This is a genomic window from Enterobacter sp. ENT03, from assembly GCF_019218745.1.
GTDB lineage: Bacteria > Pseudomonadota > Gammaproteobacteria > Enterobacterales > Enterobacteriaceae > Enterobacter_D.
On sequence record NZ_JAHUXA010000007.1, the window covers coordinates 169,766 to 193,177 of the forward strand.

Annotated in this window: 24 protein-coding genes, 1 tRNA gene and 1 pseudogene; 8 read left to right on the forward strand and 18 right to left on the reverse strand. The window is 57.1% G+C overall.

All coding sequences use genetic code 11. From position 1 onward, the window contains the following. Positions 1-21 precede the first annotated feature (21 nt). Complete coding sequence (gene cueR, locus KW828_RS11805) at positions 22-432, forward strand: Cu(I)-responsive transcriptional regulator (RefSeq protein WP_218336530.1); 411 nt, start codon at positions 22-24, stop codon at positions 430-432. On the opposite strand, the gene KW828_RS11810 is transcribed toward cueR, so the two are convergent. The 5 genes from KW828_RS11810 to tesA form a co-directional block, all read right to left on the reverse strand. After that, positions 433-882: an NfeD family protein gene (locus KW828_RS11810; protein WP_218336531.1), complete on the reverse strand. Its 450-nt coding sequence runs from the start codon at positions 880-882 to the stop codon at positions 433-435. Between the two features lie 2 nt (positions 883-884). After that, positions 885-1,799 (reverse strand): SPFH domain-containing protein, encoded by a 915-nt coding sequence (locus KW828_RS11815; RefSeq protein ID WP_072567605.1) that lies wholly within the window; start codon positions 1,797-1,799, stop codon positions 885-887. A 374-nt stretch (positions 1,800-2,173) separates the two neighbouring features. Then, positions 2,174-3,028 (reverse strand): co-chaperone YbbN, encoded by an 855-nt coding sequence (locus KW828_RS11820; protein WP_218336532.1) that lies wholly within the window; start codon positions 3,026-3,028, stop codon positions 2,174-2,176. A 58-nt stretch (positions 3,029-3,086) separates the two neighbouring features. Further along, positions 3,087-3,854, reverse strand: coding sequence for an SDR family oxidoreductase (locus KW828_RS11825; protein WP_218336533.1), 768 nt, complete (start codon positions 3,852-3,854; stop codon positions 3,087-3,089). Between the two features lie 28 nt (positions 3,855-3,882). Beyond that, a complete protein-coding gene (tesA, locus tag KW828_RS11830) occupies positions 3,883-4,509 on the reverse strand; it encodes a multifunctional acyl-CoA thioesterase I/protease I/lysophospholipase L1 (RefSeq protein WP_158684884.1) in 627 nt (208 codons plus the stop codon). On the opposite strand from tesA, the gene ybbA reads away from it, so the two are divergent. The 5 genes from ybbA (at position 4,477) to KW828_RS11855 (ending at position 10,327) form a co-directional block, all read left to right on the forward strand. After that, entirely contained in the window at positions 4,477-5,163 is a 687-nt protein-coding gene (ybbA, locus tag KW828_RS11835) for a putative ABC transporter ATP-binding protein YbbA (protein ID WP_088220169.1), read from the forward strand. The two genes, tesA and ybbA, sit on opposite strands and share 33 nt — an antisense overlap. Then, on the forward strand, positions 5,160-7,574 hold the full coding sequence (ybbP, locus tag KW828_RS11840; protein ID WP_218336534.1) for a putative ABC transporter permease subunit YbbP: 2,415 nt from the start codon (positions 5,160-5,162) through the stop codon (positions 7,572-7,574). The genes ybbA and ybbP overlap by 4 nt, the downstream gene beginning before the upstream one ends. Positions 7,575-7,771: 197 nt before the next feature. Further along, positions 7,772-8,599: a MetQ/NlpA family ABC transporter substrate-binding protein gene (locus tag KW828_RS11845; RefSeq protein ID WP_218336535.1), complete on the forward strand. Its 828-nt coding sequence runs from the start codon at positions 7,772-7,774 to the stop codon at positions 8,597-8,599. Between the two features lie 59 nt (positions 8,600-8,658). Next, a complete protein-coding gene (gene sfbB / locus KW828_RS11850) occupies positions 8,659-9,675 on the forward strand; it encodes a virulence-associated ABC transporter ATP-binding protein SfbB (protein WP_218336536.1) in 1,017 nt (338 codons plus the stop codon). Further along, the gene (locus tag KW828_RS11855; RefSeq protein WP_218336537.1) at positions 9,668-10,327 is read left to right on the forward strand and encodes a methionine ABC transporter permease; all 660 of its coding nucleotides are present in this window, start codon (positions 9,668-9,670) and stop codon (positions 10,325-10,327) included. The genes sfbB and KW828_RS11855 overlap by 8 nt, the downstream gene beginning before the upstream one ends. On the opposite strand, the gene mnmH is transcribed toward KW828_RS11855, so the two are convergent. The 5 genes from mnmH to ppiB all read right to left on the reverse strand — a co-directional run bounded on the left by mnmH (position 10,328) and on the right by ppiB (position 14,572). Further along, positions 10,328-11,401: a tRNA 2-selenouridine(34) synthase MnmH gene (gene mnmH, locus KW828_RS11860; RefSeq protein WP_218336538.1), complete on the reverse strand. Its 1,074-nt coding sequence runs from the start codon at positions 11,399-11,401 to the stop codon at positions 10,328-10,330. A 148-nt stretch (positions 11,402-11,549) separates the two neighbouring features. Next, positions 11,550-12,617 (reverse strand): 5-(carboxyamino)imidazole ribonucleotide synthase, encoded by a 1,068-nt coding sequence (purK, locus tag KW828_RS11865; RefSeq protein ID WP_218336539.1) that lies wholly within the window; start codon positions 12,615-12,617, stop codon positions 11,550-11,552. Beyond that, a complete protein-coding gene (gene purE / locus KW828_RS11870; protein ID WP_218336540.1) occupies positions 12,614-13,123 on the reverse strand; it encodes a 5-(carboxyamino)imidazole ribonucleotide mutase in 510 nt (169 codons plus the stop codon). Before purE ends, purK begins: the two co-directional genes overlap by 4 nt. A gap of 228 nt (positions 13,124-13,351) precedes the next feature. Beyond that, positions 13,352-14,074: a UDP-2,3-diacylglucosamine diphosphatase gene (gene lpxH, locus KW828_RS11875; RefSeq protein WP_218336541.1), complete on the reverse strand. Its 723-nt coding sequence runs from the start codon at positions 14,072-14,074 to the stop codon at positions 13,352-13,354. 3 nt (positions 14,075-14,077) lie between these two features. Further along, positions 14,078-14,572 carry a peptidylprolyl isomerase B gene (gene ppiB, locus KW828_RS11880; protein ID WP_218336542.1) on the reverse strand — a complete coding sequence of 165 codons (495 nt, stop codon included), beginning with the start codon at positions 14,570-14,572 and terminating at the stop codon, positions 14,078-14,080. A 173-nt stretch (positions 14,573-14,745) separates the two neighbouring features. Here ppiB and cysS point away from each other — a divergent pair, with 173 nt between their 5' ends. Further along, the gene (cysS, locus tag KW828_RS11885) at positions 14,746-16,131 is read left to right on the forward strand and encodes a cysteine--tRNA ligase (RefSeq protein ID WP_218336543.1); all 1,386 of its coding nucleotides are present in this window, start codon (positions 14,746-14,748) and stop codon (positions 16,129-16,131) included. Positions 16,132-16,175: 44 nt separating this feature from the next. Here cysS and KW828_RS11890 read toward each other — a convergent pair whose 3' ends face one another. The 7 genes from KW828_RS11890 to folD form a co-directional block, all read right to left on the reverse strand. Beyond that, a complete protein-coding gene (locus KW828_RS11890; RefSeq protein WP_218336544.1) occupies positions 16,176-17,000 on the reverse strand; it encodes a DUF2145 domain-containing protein in 825 nt (274 codons plus the stop codon). Continuing rightward, positions 16,997-17,434 (reverse strand): STM0539 family protein, encoded by a 438-nt coding sequence (locus KW828_RS11895; RefSeq protein WP_218336545.1) that lies wholly within the window; start codon positions 17,432-17,434, stop codon positions 16,997-16,999. The genes KW828_RS11890 and KW828_RS11895 overlap by 4 nt, the downstream gene beginning before the upstream one ends. After that, the gene (locus KW828_RS11900; RefSeq protein WP_218336546.1) at positions 17,427-17,981 is read right to left on the reverse strand and encodes a metal-dependent hydrolase; all 555 of its coding nucleotides are present in this window, start codon (positions 17,979-17,981) and stop codon (positions 17,427-17,429) included. The genes KW828_RS11895 and KW828_RS11900 overlap by 8 nt, the downstream gene beginning before the upstream one ends. Positions 17,982-18,056: 75 nt before the next feature. Further along, a complete protein-coding gene (gene malI / locus KW828_RS11905) occupies positions 18,057-19,073 on the reverse strand; it encodes a Mal regulon transcriptional regulator MalI (protein ID WP_218336547.1) in 1,017 nt (338 codons plus the stop codon). Between the two features lie 89 nt (positions 19,074-19,162). Then, on the reverse strand, positions 19,163-20,662 hold the full coding sequence (locus KW828_RS11910) for a PTS transporter subunit EIIC (protein ID WP_218336548.1): 1,500 nt from the start codon (positions 20,660-20,662) through the stop codon (positions 19,163-19,165). 226 nt (positions 20,663-20,888) lie between these two features. After that, complete coding sequence (ybcJ, locus tag KW828_RS11915; protein ID WP_088220157.1) at positions 20,889-21,101, reverse strand: ribosome-associated protein YbcJ; 213 nt, start codon at positions 21,099-21,101, stop codon at positions 20,889-20,891. A gap of 1 nt (position 21,102) precedes the next feature. Next, positions 21,103-21,969, reverse strand: coding sequence for a bifunctional methylenetetrahydrofolate dehydrogenase/methenyltetrahydrofolate cyclohydrolase FolD (gene folD / locus KW828_RS11920; protein ID WP_218336549.1), 867 nt, complete (start codon positions 21,967-21,969; stop codon positions 21,103-21,105). A gap of 226 nt (positions 21,970-22,195) precedes the next feature. Here folD and KW828_RS11925 point away from each other — a divergent pair. Next, positions 22,196-22,272 (forward strand) — tRNA-Arg (locus tag KW828_RS11925). Positions 22,273-22,287: 15 nt separating this feature from the next. Here KW828_RS11925 and KW828_RS11930 read toward each other — a convergent pair. Next, a pseudogene (locus KW828_RS11930) lies at positions 22,288-23,286 on the reverse strand (tyrosine-type recombinase/integrase); the annotation flags it as partial. Positions 23,287-23,412 lie beyond the last annotated feature (126 nt).

A 23,412-nucleotide genomic window follows, 5' to 3' on the forward strand; every position in this document is an offset into this window, starting at 1 on the left:
GGGGAAGGTCAAGGGGGAACGATGAATATCAGCGATGTGGCGAAAAAAACCGGCTTAACCAGCAAAGCGATCCGTTTTTATGAGGAAAAAGGGCTGGTGACAGCGCCGCTGCGCGCTGATAACGGTTACCGGCACTACACGCAAAAACATCTCGATGAACTGACGCTGCTGCGCCAGGCGCGGCAGGTCGGGTTTAATCTTGAAGAGTGTGGGGAACTGGTGGGGCTGTTTAACGATCCGGCGCGGCACAGTGCCGATGTGAAAGCCCGCACGCTGCAAAAAGTGGCGGAAATTGAGCGCCACATTGTTGAGCTGCAATCGATGCGCGAACAGCTGCTGACGCTGGCAGCCTCCTGTCCGGGCGATGACAGCGCCGACTGCCCGATTATTGATAATCTCTCCGGCTGCTGCCATCGCAAAGCACAGGCATAATTAGCGGGCGCGAACCCGCAGCGTGATCCCTTCAACGGCGATCACCACCACCGGCGTGCCGGCAGGCAGATCCTCATCGGCGCTGACTGGCCAGGAGCTGTCGCCGACGCGCATATGCCCGCGACCATTCACCAGGTCGGTTTCCAGCGTAAAGTGGCGACCCACCAGCTGCACGCCCCGCTGATTCAGCGCGGCATCGGCGGGTTTCTGATCTTTCACCCGCCGCGCCAGCCAGCGCCACCACAGCCAGGCGGCCAGCATGGTCAGCAGGGAAAACATCACCCCCTGCCACTCCCAGCCAAAGGGCACCAGCCAGACCACAAGGCCGGTCACCACCGCGGCCACGCCGCTCCACAGCAGATAACCGTTGCCGCCGAGCATCTCAGCGGCCAGCAAAATGCCGCCGAGGCTTAACCAAAAGATGTGCGGGTGCGCGAGCAGGATGTCCATGGCTATTTTTTCCGTGCGGTGGCGCTGTCGCTGAGCAACTCGGAAATCCCGGCAATGGATCCCATCAGGCTGCTGGCGTCCAGCGGCATCATGATCACTTTGCTGTTATTTGACGAGCCGATGTGTTGCAGCGCTTCGGTATATTTCTGTGCGACGAAGTAATTCACCGCCTGAATATCACCAGCAGCAATGGCCTGGGATACCATTTTGGTCGCCTCCGCTTCCGCTTCCGCCGAACGTTCACGCGCTTCCGCCTGCAGGAAGGCAGACTGACGCTCACCTTCCGCTTTGAGGATCTTCGACTGCTTCTCACCTTCGGCTTTCACAATCTCCGCCTGACGAATACCTTCCGCTTCCAGAATATAGGCGCGCTTGGTACGTTCCGCTTTCATCTGCGCGTTCATGGCGTCGATCAGTTCTGCCGGTGGGCGCACGTCGCGGATCTCAATACGGGTAATTTTGATGCCCCACGGATTGGTCGCTTCATCGACGATATGCAACAGGCGGGTGTTAATGTTATCGCGCTGCGACAGCATTTCATCCAGCTCCATGGAACCCAGCACGGTACGGATGTTGGTCATGGTCAGGTTGATGATCGCCAGCTCCAGATTGCTCACCTCATAGGCGGCTTTTGGCGCGTCGATCACCTGAATAAAGCAGACCGCATCAATAGAGACGTTAGCGTTATCTTTGGAGATCACTTCCTGAGACGGAATATCCAGCACCTGTTCCATCATATTGATTTTACGGCCAATACGGTCCATAAACGGCACCACCAGGCTCAGGCCCGGTTGCAGGGTGTGGGTGTAACGCCCGAAGCGCTCCACGGTCCACTGATACCCCTGCGGCACGATTTTCACACCTGCGCCGACGACCACCAGGGCAACAAAAATCAAAATTGGGATAACGATAAGCATAAAACCTCCTGTTATTAAATCCGTGGGTATTGAATTACATCCATTTCATTACGGGTAAGTATAACTTTTATCGACGACGAACACCCCTGTTAACCTTAAGAGGAGAAAGGGCGTGAACGGAATCAAAAGATGCGGGCGCTTTATGCAACAGGAGAAGCGCACAGGGCAAGTGCGGAATATGACTTTTCAGACTAGCGGGCAGAAGAGAACTTGTAGGCCGGGCAGGTCGCCCGGCACAACACCATTGCAATTTGTAGGCCGGGCAGGTCGCCCGGTACAACACCGCTGCAATCTGTAGGCCGGGCAGGTCGCCCGGTACAACACTGCTGCAATCTGTAGGCCGGGCAAGCCTGCGCCGCCCGGCGATACGGTGATCAGTACAGCAGAGAATACAGCTTACGGCGGTATTTCGACGCCAGCGCATCGCCGGTGCCAAGCGCTGCCAGGATCTCCTGCAGCATTTTGCGCGCCTGGCCGTCGGCGGCGTTCAGATCCTTGCTCAGATGGCTGAACAGCAGTTCCAGCGCTTCTTCATTGCGGCCCACTTGATGCAGTTGCAGCGCCAGCTGTGTGGCCAGCGCCGCGTTAGCCGGATCGCGTTCAACCTGCTGTTGCAGCAGCTGGATTTCCGGCGTATCCGCCGCCTGCTTCAGAAGATCGATTTGCGCCACCAGCCCCTGATAGCGGGTGTCCTGATCCTGCAACGGAATCGTTTTCAGCACCGCTTCGGCGTCCTCGGAGCGGTTCAGCGCGATCTGGGTTTCCGCCAGCAGCAGGCCAATTTCGCTCGCCTGATTTGAAAGCTGCCACGCCTCTTTCAACAGCGGCAGGGCATCGGCATGGTTGCCTTCTGCGATCAGTTGCATCGCCTGCTGCGCTTTCAGCTCTTCTTCGCGCGGCAGCACTTTTTCCAGCAGCGCGCGGATAGCCTCTTCCGGCTGTGGGCCCTGGAAACCATCGACCGGCTGACCGTTCTGGAACAGGTAAACGGTCGGGATGGCGCGCAGACCAAACTGGGAGGCGACCATCTGCTCGGCGTCGCAATCGACCTTCGCCAGCAGGAACTGCCCGTTATACTGCGCCGCCAGCGACTCCAGTACCGGCGTCAGCTGCTGGCAGTGCTGGCTACGTTCGGACCAGAAATAGAACAACACCGGCGTGGCGACGGACTGCTCCAGCGTTTGCTGGAGATTCGCTTCGGTAACATTGACAATATTTTGTACGGACATAACGTTTTCTCTGTTTTCGCGTTTATCTTTACATGGGGTCAGGCGCGGAGCCTTCAACTCAGCCGCGTAAAATTTTATCCATCAGACGATCCGGCAGCAGGCGTTTTAATGCGCTTACCGCATGGGTAACCAGCGTCACCGGATAACGTATTTTTGGCCGCTTACTCTCAAAAGCATGGCGCACTTTGGCGACCACCGCCTCCGGGCCGAGGGTAAAACGTGCGGCAATACCCGGATTTTCCACGGGCTTATCGCTGGTCTGGTTGACGTTTTTCGTAAAGCGGGTACGGATGGGGCCAGGCTCAATCAGGCTCACCTTGATGCCCGTGTGACGCAGCTCCATACGCAGCGCATCAGACCAGGCTTCCAGCGCATATTTACTGGCGGCATAGGCCCCGCGACCAGGGGTGGAGATCAGCCCCATTACCGATGAAGTCATGACGATGCGGCCTTCGCCGTGGGGGATCATCGCGGGCAGCAGACGCATGGTGAGCTGGTGCGCGCCAAAAAAGTTGGCGGAAAACTGCTGCTCCATCTGCGTGCGGGAAATGGTATTAAGCGGGCCATACACCCCGTAGCCGGCATTATTAAAGATGCCGTACAGACGATTTTCGGTGCGCGCTATCACCTCATCGGCGGCGCGCTCCACGCTTTCTGGCGAGTCCAGGTCCAGCAAAATGCCGGTAAAACCCATCGCGTTCATGCGCGATACGTCATCGGGTTTGCGGCAGGCGGCAAGGACATGAAATCCCTGGCGCTTCATTTCCACCGCCGTTTCCAGGCCAATACCGCTGGAACATCCTGTTATTAAGACCGATTTTTGCATAACTTTACCCGTCGGCTTTCCCGATTATTTATGAGGCGTGGTTTACTAAAGGTGCCAGTCGTGTCGCCATCCAGTCGGCGATAAACGGCTGGGCGTCAGGATTAGGGTGGATCCCATCGTCCTGCATCCATTGCGGTTTCAGATACACCTCTTCCATAAAGAAGGGCACCAGAGGAATATCGAACTCGCTGGCAAGTTTCGGATAGATCGCGCTGAAGGTTTCAGTATACCGGCGACCATAATTCGCGGGCAGACGGATTTGCATCAGCAGCGGTTGCGCGTCAGCGGCTTTGATTTCCTGCAAGATTTTACGCAGTGTGGCTTCCGTTTGCGCCGGGGCAAACCCCCGCAGACCGTCATTGCCGCCCAGTTCCACCAGTACCCAGCGCGGTTGATGTTTTTTCAGCAGGGCGGGCAAACGCGCCAGCCCCTGCTGCGAGGTATCACCGCTTATACTCGCATTAACCACCGGCGTTTTCTGCTGCCATTTATCATTCAGCAGCGCCGGCCATGCCGCGGTTGCCGCCATGCGATACCCGGCGCTCAGGCTGTCACCCAGAACCAACAACGTGTCCGCCGCGGCGGCGCGACAGGTTAACAGAAGCATAAAAAGGAAGGGCAAATGCCAGCGGAAAACATTGTTGAAGTTCATCATCTTAAGAAATCCGTCGGTCAGGGGGAACATGAACTGTCCATCCTCACCGGAGTTGAGCTGGTTGTCAAACCCGCGCAGACCATTGCGCTGATTGGTGAATCCGGATCCGGAAAATCCACGCTGCTGGCAATCCTCGCCGGACTGGATGATGGCAGCAGCGGCGAAGTGCACCTGCTGGGGCAGCCGCTGCACAGCATGGATGAAGAAGCGCGGGCGGCCCTGCGCGCGCAGAACGTCGGCTTTGTGTTTCAGTCTTTTATGCTGATCCCGACGCTTAACGCACTGGAGAACGTCGAACTCCCGGCGCTGCTGCGTGGCGAGAAAAGCAGCCAGAGCCGGGAGAATGCCAAAGCGCTGTTAAGCGAACTGGGCCTGGCGAAGCGTCTTGATCATCTTCCGGCGCAGCTGTCCGGCGGCGAACAGCAGCGCGTGGCGCTGGCGCGTGCCTTTAACGGGCGTCCCGGCGTGTTGTTTGCTGATGAACCCACCGGCAACCTCGATCGCCAGACCGGGGAAAAAATCGCCGATCTGCTGTTTTCTATGAACCAGCAGTACGGCACCACGCTGATCCTTGTCACCCACGATCCGCAGCTCGCCGCCCGCTGCGATCGCCGTTTGCGGCTGGTAAACGGCGTATTGCAGGAGGAAGCATGATCGCCCGCTGGTTCTGGCGCGAATGGCGCTCGCCATCGCTGTTGATCGTCTGGATGGCGCTGAGCCTCGCCGTCGCCTGTGTGCTGGCGCTGGGCAACATCAGCGATCGCATGGAAAAAGGCTTAAGCCAGCAGAGCCGTGATTTTATGGCGGGCGACCGGGCGCTGCGCAGCTCGCGGGAGGTGCCGCAGGCCTGGCTGGATGAGGCGCGCAAGCGCGGCCTGAAAGTCGGCACGCAAATCAGCTTCGCCACCATGACCTTTGCCGATGACACGCCGCAGCTGGCGAACGTCAAAGCGGTGGATGACATCTATCCGATGTACGGCACGCTGGAAACGCGCCCGGCCGGGGTAAAACCGCAGCCGGGAAGCGTGCTGCTTGCGCCGCGTCTGATGGCGCTGCTGAAACTGAAAACCGGCGATGAAATGGACGTCGGCGATGCCCGTTTACGCATTGCCGGTGAAGTGATCCAGGAGCCGGATGCCGGTTTTAATCCCTTCCAGATGGCACCGCGCCTGTTAATGAACGTCGCGGATGTGCCGAAAACCGGCGCGGTACAGCCTGGCAGCCGCGTCACCTGGCGCATCAAATTTGGTGGCACCGACTCGCAGCTTGCCGCCTACGAAAAATGGCTGCTGCCGCAATTAAAGCCGGAGCACAAATGGTACGGCCTTGAGCAGGATGAAGGGGCACTCGGCAAATCCCTTGAGCGATCGCAGCAGTTCCTGTTGCTGTCGGCCTTGCTGACGCTGCTGCTGGCGGTTGCCGCTGTGGCGGTGGCGATGGGGCATTACTGCCGCAGCCGCTACGATCTGGTGGCGATCCTCAAAACCCTCGGCGCGGGGCGCGCCCAGCTGCGCAAGCTGATCGTCGGCCAGTGGCTGATGGTGCTGGGGCTGTCGGTTATTACGGGTGGGGCCATCGGCCTGGTGTTTGAACGGGTGCTGATGATCCTGCTCAAACCTGTGCTGCCCGCCGCGCTGCCGCCTGCCAGCCTGTGGCCGTGGCTGTGGGCCGTGGGCACCATGGTGGTGATCTCCCTGCTGGTGGGGCTGCGGCCGTATCGTCTGTTACTGGCAACGCAGCCGCTGCGCGTGTTGCGCCGCGACGCGGTAGCCCGCGTCTGGCCGCTGAAATTTTATATTCCGGCCATCAGCATCGTGACGGTGCTGCTGCTGGCGTGGCTAATGGGCGGCAGTATGCTGCTGTGGGCGGTACTGGCCGGGGCGGTGGTGCTGGCTGTGCTGTGCGGGCTGGTGGGCTGGATGCTGCTTAACGTGCTAAAACGCCTGACGCTGAAAGCGCTGCCGCTGCGCCTGGCGGTGAACCGCCTGCTGCGCCAGCCGTGGTCCACCTTGAGCCAGCTGTCGGCTTTCTCGCTATCATTTATGCTGCTCGCGATGCTGCTGGTGCTCAGAGGCGATCTGCTCGACCGCTGGCAGCAACAACTGCCGCCGGAAAGCCCGAACTACTTCCTGATTAATATCGCCACGGAGCAGGTCACGCCGCTGAAAGCCTTTCTTTCGGAACATCAGGTGATCCCCGGAGCGTTCTACCCGATTGTGCGGGCGCGCCTGACGCAGATTAACGGCAAAAGCACCGACGGCAATCAGGATGAAGCGCTGAACCGCGAACTGAACCTGACCTGGCAGACGCAAAAACCGGATCACAACCCGATCACCGCCGGCACCTGGCCGCCAAAGGCCGGGGAAGTGTCGATGGAGCAGGAGCTGGCGAAGCGGCTGAATATTTCGCTGGGCGACAGCGTGACCTTTATGGGCGATACCCAGGACTTCACCGCCAGAGTCACCAGCCTGCGCAAAGTGGACTGGGAAAGCCTGCGACCTAACTTCTACTTTATCTTCCCGCAGGGCGCGCTGGACGGACAGCCGCAAAGCTGGCTGACCAGCTTCCGCTGGGAAAACGGCAACGACATGCTGACGCAGCTTAACCGCGAATTCCCGACGGTCAGCCTGCTGGACATTGGCGCGATCCTGCAACAGGTCGGCCAGGTGCTGCAACAGGTGAGCCGCGCGCTGGAAGTGATGGTGGTGCTGGTCACCGGCTGCGGCGTGCTGCTGTTGCTGGCGCAGGTGCAGGTAGGAATGCGTCAGCGCCATCAGGAGCTGGTGGTCTACCGCACCCTTGGCGCGGGCAAAAAACTGCTGCGTACCACGCTGTGGTGCGAGTTCGCGCTGCTGGGATTTGTCTCCGGGCTGGTGGCGGCCATTGGCGCGGAAACGGCGCTGGCCGTGCTGCAGACCCGCGTGTTTGAGTTCCCGTGGGAGCCGGACTGGCGGCTGTGGCTTGTGCTGCCGCTTTCCGGCGCGCTGCTGCTGTCGTTGTGCGGCGGCTGGCTCGGTACGCGGCTGCTGAAGGGTAAAGCGTTGTTCCGCCAGTTCAGCGGTTAATTTCCCCTCGTTCTGACCCCTTTCCCCAGGGAGAGGGCATTCACGATCCTCTGTCATTCAGTGACATACTCCGTAGCATCATGAAATATTTTCAATTACTGCTGCGCGACCTTTATGCCATCTTAACCACAGCAAAAAGCGAATGCGCCGCGTTGTACGGCGCATCACACAGCACATCACATTGATCAGGAGAAGTTATGGGACGTCGTTTTAGCGTGCGCGCCGCTGTCGGTGCATTACTGTTAACCTGCGGGCTGGCTCAGGCCAGCGATCCACAAACCATCACCTTTGGCGTCGCCCCTGGCCCCTACGGTGACATGGTGAAACAGGCCATCGCGCCCTCGCTGAAAGAGAAAGGCTATAAAGTCGTGGTGCGCGAATTCAGCGACTACGTGCAGCCGAACATGGCGCTGTCCAACGGCAGTATCGACGCCAACCTGTTCCAGCACTCGCTCTATTTCAACAAATTTATCGCTGATAAAAATCTCAAACTGACGAAGCTGATTAACGTGCCAACTGCCGGTATGGGCTTTTATTCGCACAAGATCAAAAGCCTGGATGAGCTGAAAAAGGGCGATATTGTTACCCTGTCTAACGATCCCACTAACCTGGCGCGCGGCCTGCGTTTCCTGCAATCCCTGAATTTGATCACCATAAAAGACAATATCGATCCGACCAAAGCCTCCGAGCGCGATATTGCCACTAACCCGAAAGGGCTGGTGTTCAAACCGCTGGAAGCCGCCCAGTTGCCGCGTACCCTCGACAGCGCCACCGCCGCCCTGGTCAACGGTAACTTTGCTATCGCCGCCGGCCTGAAGCTGGACTCTGCCCTCAAGCAGGAACAGCTGGATGATAATCTGAAAAATATCATCGCCGTGCGCAGTGAAGACGCCGACAAGCCGTTCGCGAAAGACATCGTCGAGGTGGTGAAATCCCCGGCATACCGCGCGGTGATCGACTCCCCGGACCACGTCTACAGCGCGTTCCAGAAACCCGACTGGATGGTGGCCGCGGATAAAAAATAAACCGCGCACCGGATAAGTTCTGGCAGGCTGCGGCCTGCCTTTTGCATTTCGAGGACGGCATGATTGAAATAGATAACGTCTGCGTGGACTTTCCCGCAGGCCGTGGCCCGATGAGCCGGGCAGTGGACGATGTCAGCCTGCGCATTGCGCCGGGCGAGATCTTTGGCATCGTCGGCACCAGCGGCGCGGGCAAAAGCACGTTGCTGCGCACCCTGAACGCGCTCCAGCGTCCCTCGCAGGGCAGTATCAGGATTAACGGCGTTGAGATTTCCGCTCTGGAAGGCGTCACCCTGCGCCGCGCGCGTCAGCGTATCGGCATGATCTTCCAGCACTTCAACCTGATGCATACCCGTACCGTGGCGCAGAACGTCGCTTTTAGCCTGAAAGCGGCGGGCTGGGAGCGGGCGAAAATCGCCCCGCGCGTGGCGGAAATTCTGCAACTGGTGGGGCTGGCGGATAAAGCGAATCGCTACCCGGTCCAGCTCTCCGGCGGTCAGAAACAGCGCGTCGGTATTGCCCGCGCCATTGCCAATCATCCGGACGTTTTGTTGTGCGACGAACCGACGTCCGCGCTGGATCTGGAAACCTCTGCCACCATTCTGGCGCTGTTAAAGCAGATCAATGACACCCTCGGTATCACCATTGTGCTGATCACCCACGAAATGAACGTTATCAAAACCATCTGCGATCGCGTGGCGGTGATGTCCGGCGGCAAAGTGGTGGAGATGGGCGAGGTGTTTGATATTTTTGCCCACCCGCAGCACGCGTTCACGCAGCAACTGGTGTCGCACACCCTGAACCTGACGCTGCCGGAACGCCTGCAACAGCATCTGCCGGGGCAACTGCTCAAGATCCTGTTTATCGGCGATTCAGCGGAACAGCCGGTGCTGTCCGATGCGGCGATCCGCTTTGGCGTAGCGGTGAATATTCTGCACGGCAAAATCGAATACCTTGGCGAGCGGGCGCTCGGCATTTTGGTCGTGCAGCTCACCGCGCCCGATAACCCGACGGCGGTGGATGCCGCTGTCGATTACATTCGTAACCGTACGGCTCGCGTGGAGGTGATCCGTGGATGAGTTATTACCGGATTTGATGCTGGCGTTTAATGAAACTTTCCAGATGCTGAGCATTTCGACAGTGCTGGCGATTGTCGGCGGATTACCGCTGGGCTTTCTGATTTTCGTGACCGATCGCCACCTGTTCTGGCAGAATCGCGGCGTCAATCTCATCAGCTCCGTGCTGGTAAATATTATTCGCTCGGTGCCTTTTGTCATCCTGCTGGTGCTGCTCCTGCCGCTAACGCAGTTTCTGCTCGGCAACACCATCGGCCCGATTGCCGCGTCTGTGCCGCTGTCGGTGGCCGCCATTGCCTTCTATGCGCGGCTGGTGGACGGCGCGCTGCGGGACGTGGATAAAGGCATTATCGAGGCGGCGGAAGCGTTCGGGGCCAGCCCAATGCGTATTATTTGCACCGTGCTGTTGCCGGAAGCCAGTGCCGGACTGCTGCGCGGACTGACCATCACGCTGGTCAGCCTGATTGGTTATTCGGCGATGGCCGGGATCGTCGGTGGCGGTGGCGTCGGGGATCTGGCGATCCGTTATGGCTACTACCGCTACGAAACGCAGGTGATGGTGGTAACGGTGATCGCGCTGATTATTCTGGTGCAGGTGGTGCAGATGCTGGGCGACTGGCTGGCCGCGCGCGCCGACAAGCGGGGCCGCCACTGATTACCCCTGTTGCAGCCAGCCGTTGACCTCCTGCCATGAGCCGCGAAAGACGATTTTCGCGGCTTTCTTTTCCAGCTGATAGCGGTACATCGGATCGTAATACTCCTTCAGTAACGGCACCAGCCAGGCGTCGTGTCCACGAGTGTCGCCGTGCTGCTGCTGGATCGTCAGCGCCGTATCAAGATGCGCGTTCAGCTCGGCAAAACGTTGCAGACCCAGACGGCGACGAATAGCAAACAGCCCGTGATGCAGATATTCCGCATAAGCCTGCCAGCCCGCCTCTGCGCCACAGGCGGCGGTAAAGTCGCGCTGCATGCGCACAAAATACTCCTCATGCAGACGCATCACGCGCAGGTCAAACGGATCATCCACCACGGCGATGGGCGACTGCGCCATGCGATCGCGCAGGCATGCCGGCAGATGGTTGGCACCGATCATCCGGCCTTCATCTTCCAGCACCCAGCGCGCCGCATCCCGCTTAAGCAGTTTCACCGCCAGCGCATTTTCAAAACTGGCCTGAGAGAGCTGCGCTTGCAGCGTGCGGCCAAATGACGAACCGCGATGGCGGGCCAGACCTTCCAGATCGATACCGTCAGGATGCTGGCGGACCAGATCCGTTTTACCGCTGCCGGTGCAGCCGCCGATCAGGATCAGCGGACGCTGTACGCGCTGCTCGGTGGCCTGGATCGCCGCCTGGCGCAGGGCTTTATAGCCACCGGGAATTAACGGGTACTCAATGCCCGTCTCGCGCAGCCACTGCTGGGTGATATGGGAGCGCTGACCGCCACGGGCGCAGCATAAATAGCCGTCAGGATGGCGCTGGCAGGCATCACGCCAGGCCTGAATGCGCTGTTCGCGCGTGACGCCGGACACCAGTTGATGCCCGAGTTTTAACGCGGCGTCCGGGCCGTGGCGTTTATAACAGGTGCCGACCGCCGCGCGCTCTTCGTCATTCATCAACGGAAGATTCAGCGCCGACGGCATCGCCCCCTGGGCAAATTCCACCGGGGCGCGCACGTCCAGCAGCGGCGTATCAGCGGCGAGGATCGCACCATAATCCATGCCTTCGTTCATGGGAATTCCTTCTGCACATCAAAAAACGACGTTGTACGTCAGATGGCCCTATTTTACGCGTGCATTTGTGCGATGGGGGAAAAATGATGGGGAGCGCGTGGGGGGACTTTCGTAAGCCCGGCAAGCCTGCGCCGCCGGGCAACAGCGTTTACGCTAATTTCGACTGCGCCCAGGCGATGCCGCTGGCGTATTCCGGCGGCAGTAGCGGGAGCAGGGCTTCAAGGGTGGCGCTCAGACGATCAGTGTCGGCATCATTCAGATTAAGATGCCCGACCTTGCGGCCCGGACGCACATCTTTGTCGTACCAGTGCAGATGCACCAGCGGCAGCTTCAGCCAGTCATAATTCAGATCGCTGCCGATCAGGTTGATCATCACCGACGGGCTGTTAATCACCGGTTGCGGCATCGGCAGCCCGGTAATCGCGCGCAGATGCAGCTCGAACTGGCTGATGGACGCGCCGTTCTGCGTCCAGTGCCCGCTGTTGTGTACGCGCGGGGCCAGTTCGTTAATCAGCAGCCCGGCCGGGGTGACAAAGCACTCCATCGCCATCACGCCGACGTAGTTTAGCTCGCTTAAGATCGCGCCCAGCATCGCTTCGGCCTGTTCTTGCTGAGCGGCATTGGCCTGCGGGAAAGCAACGCTGGTACGCAAAATGCCGTCCTGATGCAGGTTGTGGGTCAGCGGATAAAACACGGTGCTGCCGTCGTGTCCGCGCGCGCCCACCAGCGACACTTCGCCGGAGAAATTAATGCCCTGCTCGACAATGCATTCCCCGTAGCAGTCGTCCGGCAACTGATCGGTATCATCCGCGCGCAAACGCCACTGACCGCGCCCGTCGTAGCCGCCGACGCGGCGCTTGACGATGGCCAGTTCGCCCAGGCGGTCAAACACGCCAGGCCACTCATCGCGGCTGGCCAGCAACTGCCAGGGGGCAGTGGCGAGGCCAAGCGTATCGAAGAGCTGTTTTTGCGTCAGACGGTCGGCGATGATCGGGAAGACGTCGCGATTGACGAACGCGGGGTGGCGCGCCAGCTCGCGGGTGAGGGCGGTTTCCGGCCAGCGCTCGATTTCTGCGGTGATCACGCTTTGCGCGAAAGGCACGGCTTCCGGCTCCGCATCCAGTCCCACCGGCCATACGGCGATACCCAGCGGCTCACCGGCCTGGCGCAGCATACGGCCAAGCTGTCCGTTACCTAAAATACAGACCTGTTTCATGCGTCACCCCGCGGATCCGGGTTATCCAGCACTTCATCCGTCTGGCGTTGACGCCATTCAACCAGGCGCTGATGCAGTTCGCGATCGTGGGTGGCGAGGATCTGCGCCGCCAGCAGTGCGGCGTTGGCTGCACCGGCTTTACCGATCGCCAGCGTTCCCACCGGAATACCGCGCGGCATCTGCACGATGGAGTAAAGGCTGTCGACACCGCTTAATGCGGCGCTTTGCACGGGCACACCCAGCACCGGCACCAGCGTTTTGGCGGCAATCATGCCCGGCAGATGTGCAGCACCCCCAGCACCGGCAATGATCACCTGATAACCGTTCTGCCCGGCGCTTTCGGCGAAGCTGAACAGTTTGTCAGGGGTGCGATGCGCGGAAACCACTTCAACATGGTAAGGAACGTGCAGAAGATCGAGGATTTCAGTGGCGAACTGCATGGTTGCCCAGTCGCTTTTGGACCCCATCACGATGGCGATACGCGCCGGATTATTGCGGGAAGACATGCGCCTTAAAACTCCTGTGGGTGTGCTTCAGACTGCTTTTAAGGCCACAGAGAATAGCATGGAATACCGCCAAGGAAAACGGTTGCGCGGTTTACACTTCATCCTTCAGGCTGCCTCTGTGTTGGCTTCACCGGCGCGCCCCGGTCACTTACTTATGTAAGCTCCCGGGGGTTGCAGGTTTGCCGCCTTGATGCAGGCTGAATGATTTTGTGTAAACAATGGGAACAATCAGAAGGGAAACGCGATCAGTTCAATCTTGTCAGCTGTCACTTTCACCATCGAGCCTTCCTGATGCCAGGCGCCCAGCACATAGCGATAGGCAGGCTCGCCGTTGGCGGTCAGCGTGTGGATGGCCGGGCGATGGGTATGACCGTGGATCAGATGCTGCACCTGGTGGTTTTCCATCACGTTCACCACCGCGTGTGGGTTGACGTCCATAATGGCCTGGGATTTGGTGCGGTTGGCGGAAGTGCTGTCAGCGCGCATTTTCGCGGCGATACGCATACGGATAAACAGCGGCAGGGCGAGAAACAGTTTTTGCAGCCAGGGCTGGTGGACTTTAGCGCGAAACGCCTGATAGCCCGCGTCGTCGGTACACAGCGTGTCACCATGCAGGATCAACAGCCGTTTACCGTACAGCTCAAGCACTTTTTCTTCCGGCAGCAGCGTCATGCCGCTTTCACGCGCAAAGCGTGTCCCGAGCAGAAAATCACGATTACCGTGAATGAAATAAACCGGGACGCCGGCATCAGCCAGCGCTTTCAGCGCGGCGGCAATCTGGCGATGCAGCGGGTTAGGATCGTCATCGCCAATCCAGGCTTCAAACAGATCGCCCAGAATGTACAACGCCTCGGCTTCCCGCGCCGTACCGGCCAAAAAACGCAGAAAACCGGCGGTGATCGCCGGTTCTTCTGTTTGCAGATGGAGATCTGCAATAAAGAGTGTCGCCACCGATTACTCGCTGACGGTCACGCTTTGAATAATCACGTCTTCTTTCGGCACGTCCTGATGCATGCCGCTGCGACCAGTGGAAACCGCTTTGATTTTATCAACCACGTCCATGCCTTCTGCCACTTCGGCGAATACGCAATAACCCCAGCCCTGGAGGTTTTCGCCGCTGAAGTTCAGGAAGTCGTTATCGACCACGTTGATGAAGAACTGCGCGGTAGCAGAGTGCGGAGCCTGAGTACGGGCCATTGCCAGCGTACCACGGGTGTTTTTCAGACCGTTGTTGGCTTCGTTTTTGATCGCCTCTTTGGTCTCTTTCTGCTTCATACCCGGTTCAAAACCGCCACCCTGGATCATAAAGCCGTTGATCACACGGTGGAAAATGGTGTTGTCGTAAAAACCTTCGCGGCAGTAGTCGAGGAAGTTTTTAACGGTTTCAGGTGCTTTATCATCAAAGGTTTTGATTACGATATCGCCGTGATTAGTGTGGAAAGTAACCATTGTTGCATCCTGTTTTGTTTGGTAAGTCGCGTCGACCCGGCAAGGGTCAGAGATAATCGCCTTTTATAGCATAACCCCGAGGTTCGATCACCTTGCAAAGGGTGCTGCTTCGCTGCTGAAATATGGTTATGATAAGAAAGATATTCTCCACACACGTCTAAACGGAATCTTCGATGCTTAAAATTTTTAATACCCTGACGCGCCAGAAAGAGGAATTCAAACCTATCCATGCCGGTGAAGTGGGCATGTACGTGTGTGGTATCACCGTTTACGATCTGTGTCATATCGGCCATGGCCGTACCTTTGTGGCCTTTGATGTGGTAGCACGCTACCTGCGTTTTCTTGGTTATAAGCTGAAATACGTACGTAACATCACTGATATTGATGACAAAATCATTAAGCGCGCCAATGAAAACGGTGAGGATTTTGTCGCGCTGGTGGATCGTATGATCGGTGAAATGTACACGGATTTTGACGCGCTGAACATTCTGCGTCCGGATAACGAACCGCGTGCGACCCACCATATCCACGAAATCATCGAAATTACTGAACGTTTGATCGCCCGCGGTCATGCGTATGTTGCCGACAATGGCGACGTGATGTTCTCGGTGCCTACCGATCCGAACTACGGCAAATTGTCGCGTCAGGATCTGGATCAGTTGCAGGCTGGCGCGCGCGTCGAAGTGGCTGATATTAAACGCAACCCGATGGATTTCGTGCTGTGGAAAATGTCCAAGCCGGGCGAGCCGAGCTGGCCGTCGCCGTGGGGCGAAGGGCGTCCTGGCTGGCACATTGAGTGCTCGGCGATGAACTGCAAACAGCTCGGCAACCATTTCGATATTCACGGCGGCGGTTCGGATCTGATGTTCCCGCACCATGAAAACGAAATCGCCCAGTCCACCTGCGCCCACGACGGCGAATACGTAAACTACTGGATGCACTCCGGGATGGTGATGATCGACCGCGAGAAAATGTCGAAATCCCTCGGCAACTTCTTTACCGTGCGCGACGTGCTGAAGTATTACGATGCGGAAACCATCCGCTATTTCCTGATGTCCGGTCACTATCGTAGCCAGCTCAACTACAGCGAAGAGAACCTGAAGCAAGCGCGTTCTGCGCTGGAGCGGCTGTACACCGCGCTGCGCGGCACGGATAAAACCGTGGCACCGGCAGGCGGCGAGGCCTTTGAAGCGCGCTTTATCGAGGCGATGGACGACGATTTCAACACGCCGGAAGCCTATTCCGTGCTGTTCGATATGGCGCGCGAGGTTAACCGTTTGAAAACGGAAGACCTCAACGCCGCAAACGGCATGGCCGCGCAGCTGCGTAAACTCGGCAGCGTGCTGGGTCTGCTGGAGCAGGACGCTGAGCAGTTCCTGCAAAGCGGTGCGCGGGCGGATGACGGCGAAGTGGCGGAGATCGAAGCGTTAATCAAACAGCGTCTGGATGCGCGTCAGGCGAAAGACTGGGCTGCGGCAGATGCGGCGCGTGATCGTCTCAATGAGATGGGGATCGTGCTGGAAGACGGCCCGCAGGGCACGACCTGGCGTCGTAAGTAAGCAGGCGACTCTGGCCGCTTTGCATGAGCAACGCGGCCAGAGTGTTATTGATGCTCATCTTTTGGCGTGAAAACGCACACCGTATCCCCCAATCCCTGGTGATCACAGCCTGCAACCGGACGGCTGGACCTCGCTATAAAATGAATCACGCTGTCGCCGCTGTTTAAGCCCACTTTGCCTTGTCGCAATAATTCATCTGGCTGGTCATCGGTAAAAATATTGCTGGCAAAGAGCGTTGCGCCCAGTTTTTCCACGCTGCTGACATTAACAATAGAAGGCTGATAGTCTGCCTTTTGCAGCCAGCGTCGGGCGTCATTTCGTGACCAGATATGCGCATCGTTTGCACGGGCAAAAATCTCCAGCAACCAGCCGTTAGAGTTCTGATAAGGGCCGGCAAATGGCCAGGCAATCAGGTTATAACGACTGCTATGAAAGAGATTGAGTTTGACGGGGCTGCGTAAAATGCCCTCAAGGGATGTCACCAGATCCGCGCGTGGGCGCAGAATGGCGATATTCTGATGCACCAGTTCATCTGCCAGAAATTCATACAATCCCTGGATATAAAGGGAAGATGACGCTGTGCCGCAGGAATTTAAATTGTGGATAACGCGCCAGTCGCCGTTCGGCTGACGCATGGCATAGCCTGCGTGTGACCAGGTCAGGTGGCGGCTTGACATGTCTTGTCCCTGACGAACTAAAACGACAATCGTTTCAGGCTGGCTTTCCAGGTACTGTTTAAGCGCCTGCGCATGGTGCATCGTGGCAGCGATACTTTCCACCGACGGCGCCTGGTAGTGACAGTCTGTGCTGTCAGCCAGAGCGCTGGCAGAAACAGCGCTAAGCCAGAAAGCTACGGCTAAACGCCTCATTTGGTGGGGACAGGCTGGCTGGTGGAAAGACCGGACTCTTCCTGATTCATCATATGAGCAAGCGCCTTACCGTCTTTTTTTAGATAGGCTCCAGTCCCTTCTGGCGCTTTTTCCAACGTAATTTTATCGCCCGCTTTAAGATGGCCCTCTTCAGCCGCATTGAGCGGGAGTTTCATGGTGACTTCTTTATTTTGCGGATTTTTGGCGGTAATCAGGGCCATTTTCTGGTCTTTATTTTTTTCAACGGAATGAACGACCAGCGAGACGGGTAACAGGACCGGAGAAAGTATAATACCGCTCACCAGCACAGAACTCCCTGCGCTGGCAATGGCCGAGGAGAGTGCATACACGCTGGTGGTAGATGTATTTCCAGCATGGCTACTAACGGAGAAAGTGCAGGTTGCCATCATGGCGATAAGAAGTGTTTTACGCATTATAAATCCTTTTATGAGGGCGTTGTATATTTCTTAATAATATCAATACCATAACGAAAATCACCCCCGGCAGCCACACCCACAGCAGCTCAGAGATAATCACCTGATGCCCATAGGGCGTGGTATAGCGGGAAAGCGCAAAGGGCGCGACTTTAATCACCTGCCACGGGGCAAAAAAACGCTCCTCAGACCAGGGCCACAGCCAGCCCACGCCTTTGCCGCCGGTGGTGACTGAATCCAGCAGGCTGTGCGACAGCAGCGATACAGTCAGAAATGCCCAGCAGCGCAGCAGGCTGGCTTTAAACCAGCGTCGCCCGCACCAGACGCACAGCAGCGGCACCACGAAGGCGAACAGCAGTGAATGGGTGAATCCGCGATGACCAAACACACTGGCATATTGAATGCCAAATTTAAACGACAGCACGTCGGTGTCCGGCAGCATGGCGAGGACTACGCCTGCCAGCAGTAAGCGGCGGGGGATAATTTTGCTGCCCAGTCCGAGCCCCAGACAGAGCGGGACAGCGGCGTGGGTGATAATGGTTGGCATAACCGATCCTTTAAGAGGCGAAGCGTTGCACTATAGCAGCGTTTCAAACGTTCAGAATCTGGAGGGTTGTCTGAATCACGCCGACTCCCGCGCTACCAGCTGGCCGGAGAGTGTTATTCGCTGCGTAAGCAGATCCGGCTCTTTCAGTTTACGGATGATAAGCGCCGCCGCCTGGCGTCCGGTCTCTTCGCTCGCTGACGACACATAGGTAAAGGACGGCGACGTCAGATTCACGTGCAGCATATCTTCAAACCCCACCAGTGCGACCTGTTGCGTCAAAAACACATCTTTACCCACCGTGCGCCCGACCTGGCTGATGCCGGACAGACAGCCGATCACCGCATCCGGCGAATGGCACAGCAGGGCGGTGATCTTATTGTTCTTTTCCAGTAATTGTCGCGTGGCATGGCTGGCGGCATGCGTGCCGTCACAGCAGGCTGGCGTGGACTCTTCCCGCGTTACCAGGCCGTACTGAGTTAAGGCGCTGCGAAAACCCAGCAGCCGCTGCTGGCGAATCAGGTTATTTTCACTGCCGCCGATATAGGCGATATTGCGATGACCACGCTCAATAAGATAACGGGTGGCAAGATTGGCCGCCTGGCGGTTATCGCGCATCACTAAATCGCAGGGTTCATCCAGCAGAGATTGCGATACCACCACCAGCGGTAACGGGCATTCCCGGATCTGCTGCGGCACGTTCGCCCGCGTGGCATCCGCCGCCAGATAGAGAACCCCTGCCACGCCCTGTTGTTTGAACGATAACAGGCAGCGCTGCAAGTGTTCTTCATCGTTGAGTGGCTGGCCGAGAAAAACCATAAAGCCCTGTTTCTCCAGCTCCTGCACGATGCTGGCCATCACCTTGATGGAAAAACTGTCGCTGAAATCGCGTAAAATCAAACCGATAAGATTGGAAGTATTCGAGCGCAGATTGGCTGCCGCCACGTTGTGCACGTAGCCGAGTGTGGTAATGGACGCCTGCACTTTCTCAATGGTCGCCGCCGAAATTTTCCCTTTCTGACGCAGCACCAGCGACACGGTTGAAACTGAAACCCCCGCATGCCTGGCGACATCAATAATGCTGACCTTCTTCAAACGCGCTCCCTGAAATCACCGGATAATCAGCCAAATATGAAAACGTCTCCTGCACGGGCAGAAGACGTTATCACCTTAACAGCTTCGGGTTATCTGCCCATCATACCGGACATGGTTTGTGCGATAAATTGCGCGCGCGCACCAAAAATGACCTGCACGCCTTTATCACCGACGAATACCACGCCCCTGGCGCCGAGATTGTTCAGCCCGTCTTTATCCACCAGCGTACCTTTCGTCACTTCCAGACGTAAACGGGTGATGCAGGCACCCACCGAGTTAATGTTCTGCTCACCACCGAGCAGGGCAATGATTTCCGTGGCAAGTTCTTCGTCGGTTTTATCACTGGCACTGGCGGTGATTTCCGTGCGGCCCGGCGTTTTAACATCGAAACGACGGATCACAAAGCGGAAGGTGAAGTAGTAGATCAACGCCATCGGCACGCCAACGATAATCGCGCTCAGGAAGTTGGTCTGGAAGCCGTTAAACGACGGCAGGATGCCAAACGACAGGTAGTCGATAAAGCCCGCAGAGAAGGATTTGGCGATATGCGCATGCAGCAGATACATACACATGTACGACAGACCCGCCATGATGGCGTTAAACACATACAGCACCGGCGCCACAAAGATAAAGGTGAATTCCACCGGCTCGGTGATCCCCGTCAGGAAACAGGTGAGGGCGGCGGAGAACAGAATACCGGCGGCGATCTTTTTGTTTTTGGTCTGGGCTTCGTGGTACATCGCAAGACATGCCGCAGGCAGTGCAAACAGCATCAGCGGGAACTCGCCCTGCATGAATTTACCGGCGTTCTGGTAGGTGTCGCTGCTGAAGGATTTCACGCCTTCTTCCAGCATTTTGAACCAGATAGTCTGATCGCCATGAATAACCTGACCGGCCTGCGTGGTGTAATCCCCGAAGGAGTACCAGAAGGACGGATACCAGATGTGATGCAGACCGAGCGGGATCAGCGCACGTTCAACCAGCCCGAAGATAAAGGTCGAGGCTGCCTGATTATCGCCGTTCACCACTACCGACAGCGCATCAATGCCAGACTGAATGTGCTGCCAGACATAAGGCAGCAACAGACCGAGAATGAAGGAGAGAAACGCGGTGGCGATGGCTACAAAACGTTTACCGGAGAAGAAGCCGAGGAATTCCGGCAACTGCAACGTATGGAAGCGGTTGTAGCACCAGGCGGCGAGGATGCCGCAGATCAGGCCGCCAAACACGCCCATCTGTAAGGTCGGGATACCGACCACCATTGCATACTTACCGCCCTGCGAGGCCATTTCCGGCGTAATCGACAGCACCGTACCGATGGTGATGTTAGTGACAAACACCGACACCGCCGCCGACAGCGCCGCAATACCCGACTCTGACGCCAGACCCACCGCCGAACCAATGGCGAACAGCATCGGCAGGTTATCAAAGATAACGCCCCCGGCATTCATCATCAGCGGCAGCTGGAATTTATCACCGAACGCCAGCAGCAGACCGGCGGCGGGTAATAACGAAATTGGCAGCATCAGTGCGCGGCCAATCATGGACAATTTTGATAACGATTTAATGAAACCTGACAGCATAGACATGCCTTATCCCCCGAATGCAGACGCCTTTTTAGGCGCTTATTTTTGTGAGTATAACGTTCTACTAGAACGTTATACTTAATGTCAGGTAAGCGCGGTTTGTCCGCAACTGAAATCGCATGGCGGGTCAGAGGATTTTGTTATTCTTTTGAAGTTGATCGGAAAATGACCCTTGCGGGTGTGGGGGATAACGTGTTTTACCCCCTCCGGCGGAGAGGGTAAAAGGGGATCAGGCGGTAACGGTGATGCTCTGTCCGTTAAAGCTGACGGTTTGACCGGCGACAATTTTGCAGCGCTTGCGGGTTTCCACCGCGCCGTCCACCGTCACCAGGCCATCGGCAATAAAAATCTTCGCCTGTGCGCCGCTTTCACTCCAGCCTTCCAGCTTGAGCAGATCGCACAGTTCAACATGCGGATGTTTGCCCAGGGAGAATGTTGCCATCTTATGCTTCCTTAACGTCGTGATATTCTTCGCACGCCTGTAGCGTGTTCTGGATGAGTGTGGCGACCGTCATCGGCCCGACACCGCCCGGTACCGGGGTGATATAAGCGGCGCGTGCGGCGGCGTCTTCAAACACCACATCGCCCACCACTTTCCCGTTTTCGAGGCGGTTAATGCCGACATCGATAACAATCGCGCCTTCTTTGATCCACTCGCCGGGGATAAAGCCCGGTTTGCCTACCGCCACGATCAGCAGATCGGCGTTTTCAACGTGCTGACGCAGGTTTTTGGTGAAGCGGTGCGTCACCGTGGTCGTGCAACCAGCGAGCAGTAGCTCCATGCTCATCGGACGGCCAACAATATTCGATGCGCCGATTACCACAGCGTTCAGGCCATAGGTATCGATGTTGTAACGCTCCAGCAGCGTAACGATGCCGCGCGGCGTACAAGGGCGCAGACGCGGCGCACGCTGGCACAGACGGCCGACGTTATACGGGTGGAAACCGTCCACGTCTTTATCCGGCGCGATACGCTCCAGCACTTTCACATTGTCGATGCCCGCAGGCAGCGGCAATTGCACCAGAATACCGTCGATGGCGCTGTCGGCATTGAGCTTATCGATAAGCGTCAGCAGTTCAGCTTCGCTGGTGGTTTCAGGCAGATCGTAAGAGCGAGAGATAAAGCCGACCTCTTCACACGCTTTGCGTTTGCTGCCTACATAAATTTGCGAAGCCGGGTTGCTGCCAACCAGCACCACGGCAAGCCCCGGTGCGCGTTTTCCTGCAGCCAGACGTGCCTGCACTTTTTCCGCAACCTCAGAGCGCACCTGCTGCGCAATCGTTTTACCGTCAATAATCTTTGCTGCCATCAGAGAAAAGATCCCGTCTGTGAATAGAAGAGTGGGGTTGCCGATATTTTGTCAGAAGCGGGAGGCGCTGTCAGTTAACGTTTGTGAAATTCGTGTATGTCCGGCGCGTAAAGTGCCTAACGGTGTTCATTTAGCACGCATCCGGATGCAAAGCCATTGACTCAACTGAGGTTGACCGTATAATCCCAGGCGTTTGCACCGCAAAACAGTGCGACATCCGCGTAACGCGCCCTTAGCTCAGTTGGATAGAGCAACGGCCTTCTAAGCCGTAGGTCACAGGTTCGAGCCCTGTAGGGCGTACCATTTAGAATCATGCACTTACGCCTCCTTAGCTTCATCCTCATTTCCCTTGTGGGACATATTTGGGACATCAACCCTGAAAATTGAGTCAATTTGCTTCGCATGTTCAGTTAAATGATTCGGCGCCAGGTGCGCGTAACGACGAACCATTTCGATACTTTCCCATCCGCCCATCTCCTGCAAAACAGATAACGGAACGCCGGGCTGAATAAGCCAGCTTGCCCATGTATGCCTCAGGTCATGAAAGCGAAAATCTTCTATACCCGCACGACGACATGCAGCATTCCAGGCTCGCTGATCGTCAACCCGCATCTTTCTGACTGAAGGTGTGGCTGTCCCATCGGGTCGGTAGCCCGATTTCAAATGAACGAACACCCATTTATGATGATTCCCTATCTGATCCCTCAGAACCTTGCAGGCGGTATCATTCAACGCTACGCCAATAGCGCGGTTTGATTTGCCGTCCTCAGGATTCACCCAGGCAACCCGACGCTGCATGTCGATTTGCTGCCATTCCATATTGATGATGTTCGACCGCCGAAGCCCGGTTGAGAGCGCAAACTTCACAACCGACTTCAGCGGCTCCGGACATTCATCAACCAGTCTCTTGGCCTCATCCGGCTCCAGCCATCTCACCCGCTTATTTCTGACAGCCGGCACCTTGATCACCGGTGCCTTCTCCAGCCATTTCCAGTCACGCTCTGCTGCGCGGAGAATTGCCTTCATCAGTGCAAGGTGCTTTGCCTTGGTGGAGGTAGTTACCGGCGTAGCTGAGTAAACCGGAACGGGTAAGCCATTCTTCTGCGCCGCTGCTGCCTGAAGCTTCCATATCTCAAGCAGCTTGCGGTTGCTCATCTTATTTACTGCTGCATAAATCCTTTGCTCTGAAACATCCTTTAGCCGAACCCCTTCAAAGTGCGCCAGCCAGAACGCCATGCGGCTGCGGTCATCTTTGAGTGACTTCTTCTCAGCCTTTTCCTCAAGCCAGCGCATGCATGCGTCATCGAAAGTCACATTGAAGTGGTTTACTGAATTTGGCCACCTGAACAGAGGTGATATGCTCACCTCAGAACAACACAGGTGCTCCAATGAAAAGAAGAAATTTCAGTCCTGAATTCAAACGCGAATCCGCTCAACTGGTAC

Excerpts from the sequence above, each read along its gene's own strand:
- ppiB (WP_218336542.1), bottom strand. The coding sequence starts at position 14,572 with ATGGTTACTTTCCACACTAATCACGGCGATATCGTAATCAAAACCTTT.
- KW828_RS11815 (WP_072567605.1), bottom strand. The coding sequence starts at position 1,799 with ATGCTTATCGTTATCCCAATTTTGATTTTTGTTGCCCTGGTGGTCGTC.
- KW828_RS11810 (WP_218336531.1), bottom strand. The coding sequence starts at position 882 with ATGGACATCCTGCTCGCGCACCCGCACATCTTTTGGTTAAGCCTCGGC.
- cysS (WP_218336543.1), top strand. The coding sequence starts at position 14,746 with ATGCTTAAAATTTTTAATACCCTGACGCGCCAGAAAGAGGAATTCAAA.
- purK (WP_218336539.1), bottom strand. The coding sequence starts at position 12,617 with ATGAAACAGGTCTGTATTTTAGGTAACGGACAGCTTGGCCGTATGCTG.
- ybbA (WP_088220169.1), top strand. The coding sequence starts at position 4,477 with ATGCCAGCGGAAAACATTGTTGAAGTTCATCATCTTAAGAAATCCGTC.
- ybbP (WP_218336534.1), top strand. The coding sequence starts at position 5,160 with ATGATCGCCCGCTGGTTCTGGCGCGAATGGCGCTCGCCATCGCTGTTG.
- KW828_RS11825 (WP_218336533.1), bottom strand. The coding sequence starts at position 3,854 with ATGCAAAAATCGGTCTTAATAACAGGATGTTCCAGCGGTATTGGCCTG.
- KW828_RS11900 (WP_218336546.1), bottom strand. The coding sequence starts at position 17,981 with ATGCCAACCATTATCACCCACGCCGCTGTCCCGCTCTGTCTGGGGCTC.
- tesA (WP_158684884.1), bottom strand. The coding sequence starts at position 4,509 with ATGATGAACTTCAACAATGTTTTCCGCTGGCATTTGCCCTTCCTTTTT.
- mnmH (WP_218336538.1), bottom strand. The coding sequence starts at position 11,401 with ATGAACGAAGGCATGGATTATGGTGCGATCCTCGCCGCTGATACGCCG.
- sfbB (WP_218336536.1), top strand. The coding sequence starts at position 8,659 with ATGATTGAAATAGATAACGTCTGCGTGGACTTTCCCGCAGGCCGTGGC.
- KW828_RS11845 (WP_218336535.1), top strand. The coding sequence starts at position 7,772 with ATGGGACGTCGTTTTAGCGTGCGCGCCGCTGTCGGTGCATTACTGTTA.
- ybcJ (WP_088220157.1), bottom strand. The coding sequence starts at position 21,101 with ATGGCAACATTCTCCCTGGGCAAACATCCGCATGTTGAACTGTGCGAT.
- purE (WP_218336540.1), bottom strand. The coding sequence starts at position 13,123 with ATGTCTTCCCGCAATAATCCGGCGCGTATCGCCATCGTGATGGGGTCC.
- folD (WP_218336549.1), bottom strand. The coding sequence starts at position 21,969 with ATGGCAGCAAAGATTATTGACGGTAAAACGATTGCGCAGCAGGTGCGC.
- KW828_RS11895 (WP_218336545.1), bottom strand. The coding sequence starts at position 17,434 with ATGCGTAAAACACTTCTTATCGCCATGATGGCAACCTGCACTTTCTCC.
- KW828_RS11820 (WP_218336532.1), bottom strand. The coding sequence starts at position 3,028 with ATGTCCGTACAAAATATTGTCAATGTTACCGAAGCGAATCTCCAGCAA.
- cueR (WP_218336530.1), top strand. The coding sequence starts at position 22 with ATGAATATCAGCGATGTGGCGAAAAAAACCGGCTTAACCAGCAAAGCG.
- KW828_RS11910 (WP_218336548.1), bottom strand. The coding sequence starts at position 20,662 with ATGTCTATGCTGTCAGGTTTCATTAAATCGTTATCAAAATTGTCCATG.
- KW828_RS11890 (WP_218336544.1), bottom strand. The coding sequence starts at position 17,000 with ATGAGGCGTTTAGCCGTAGCTTTCTGGCTTAGCGCTGTTTCTGCCAGC.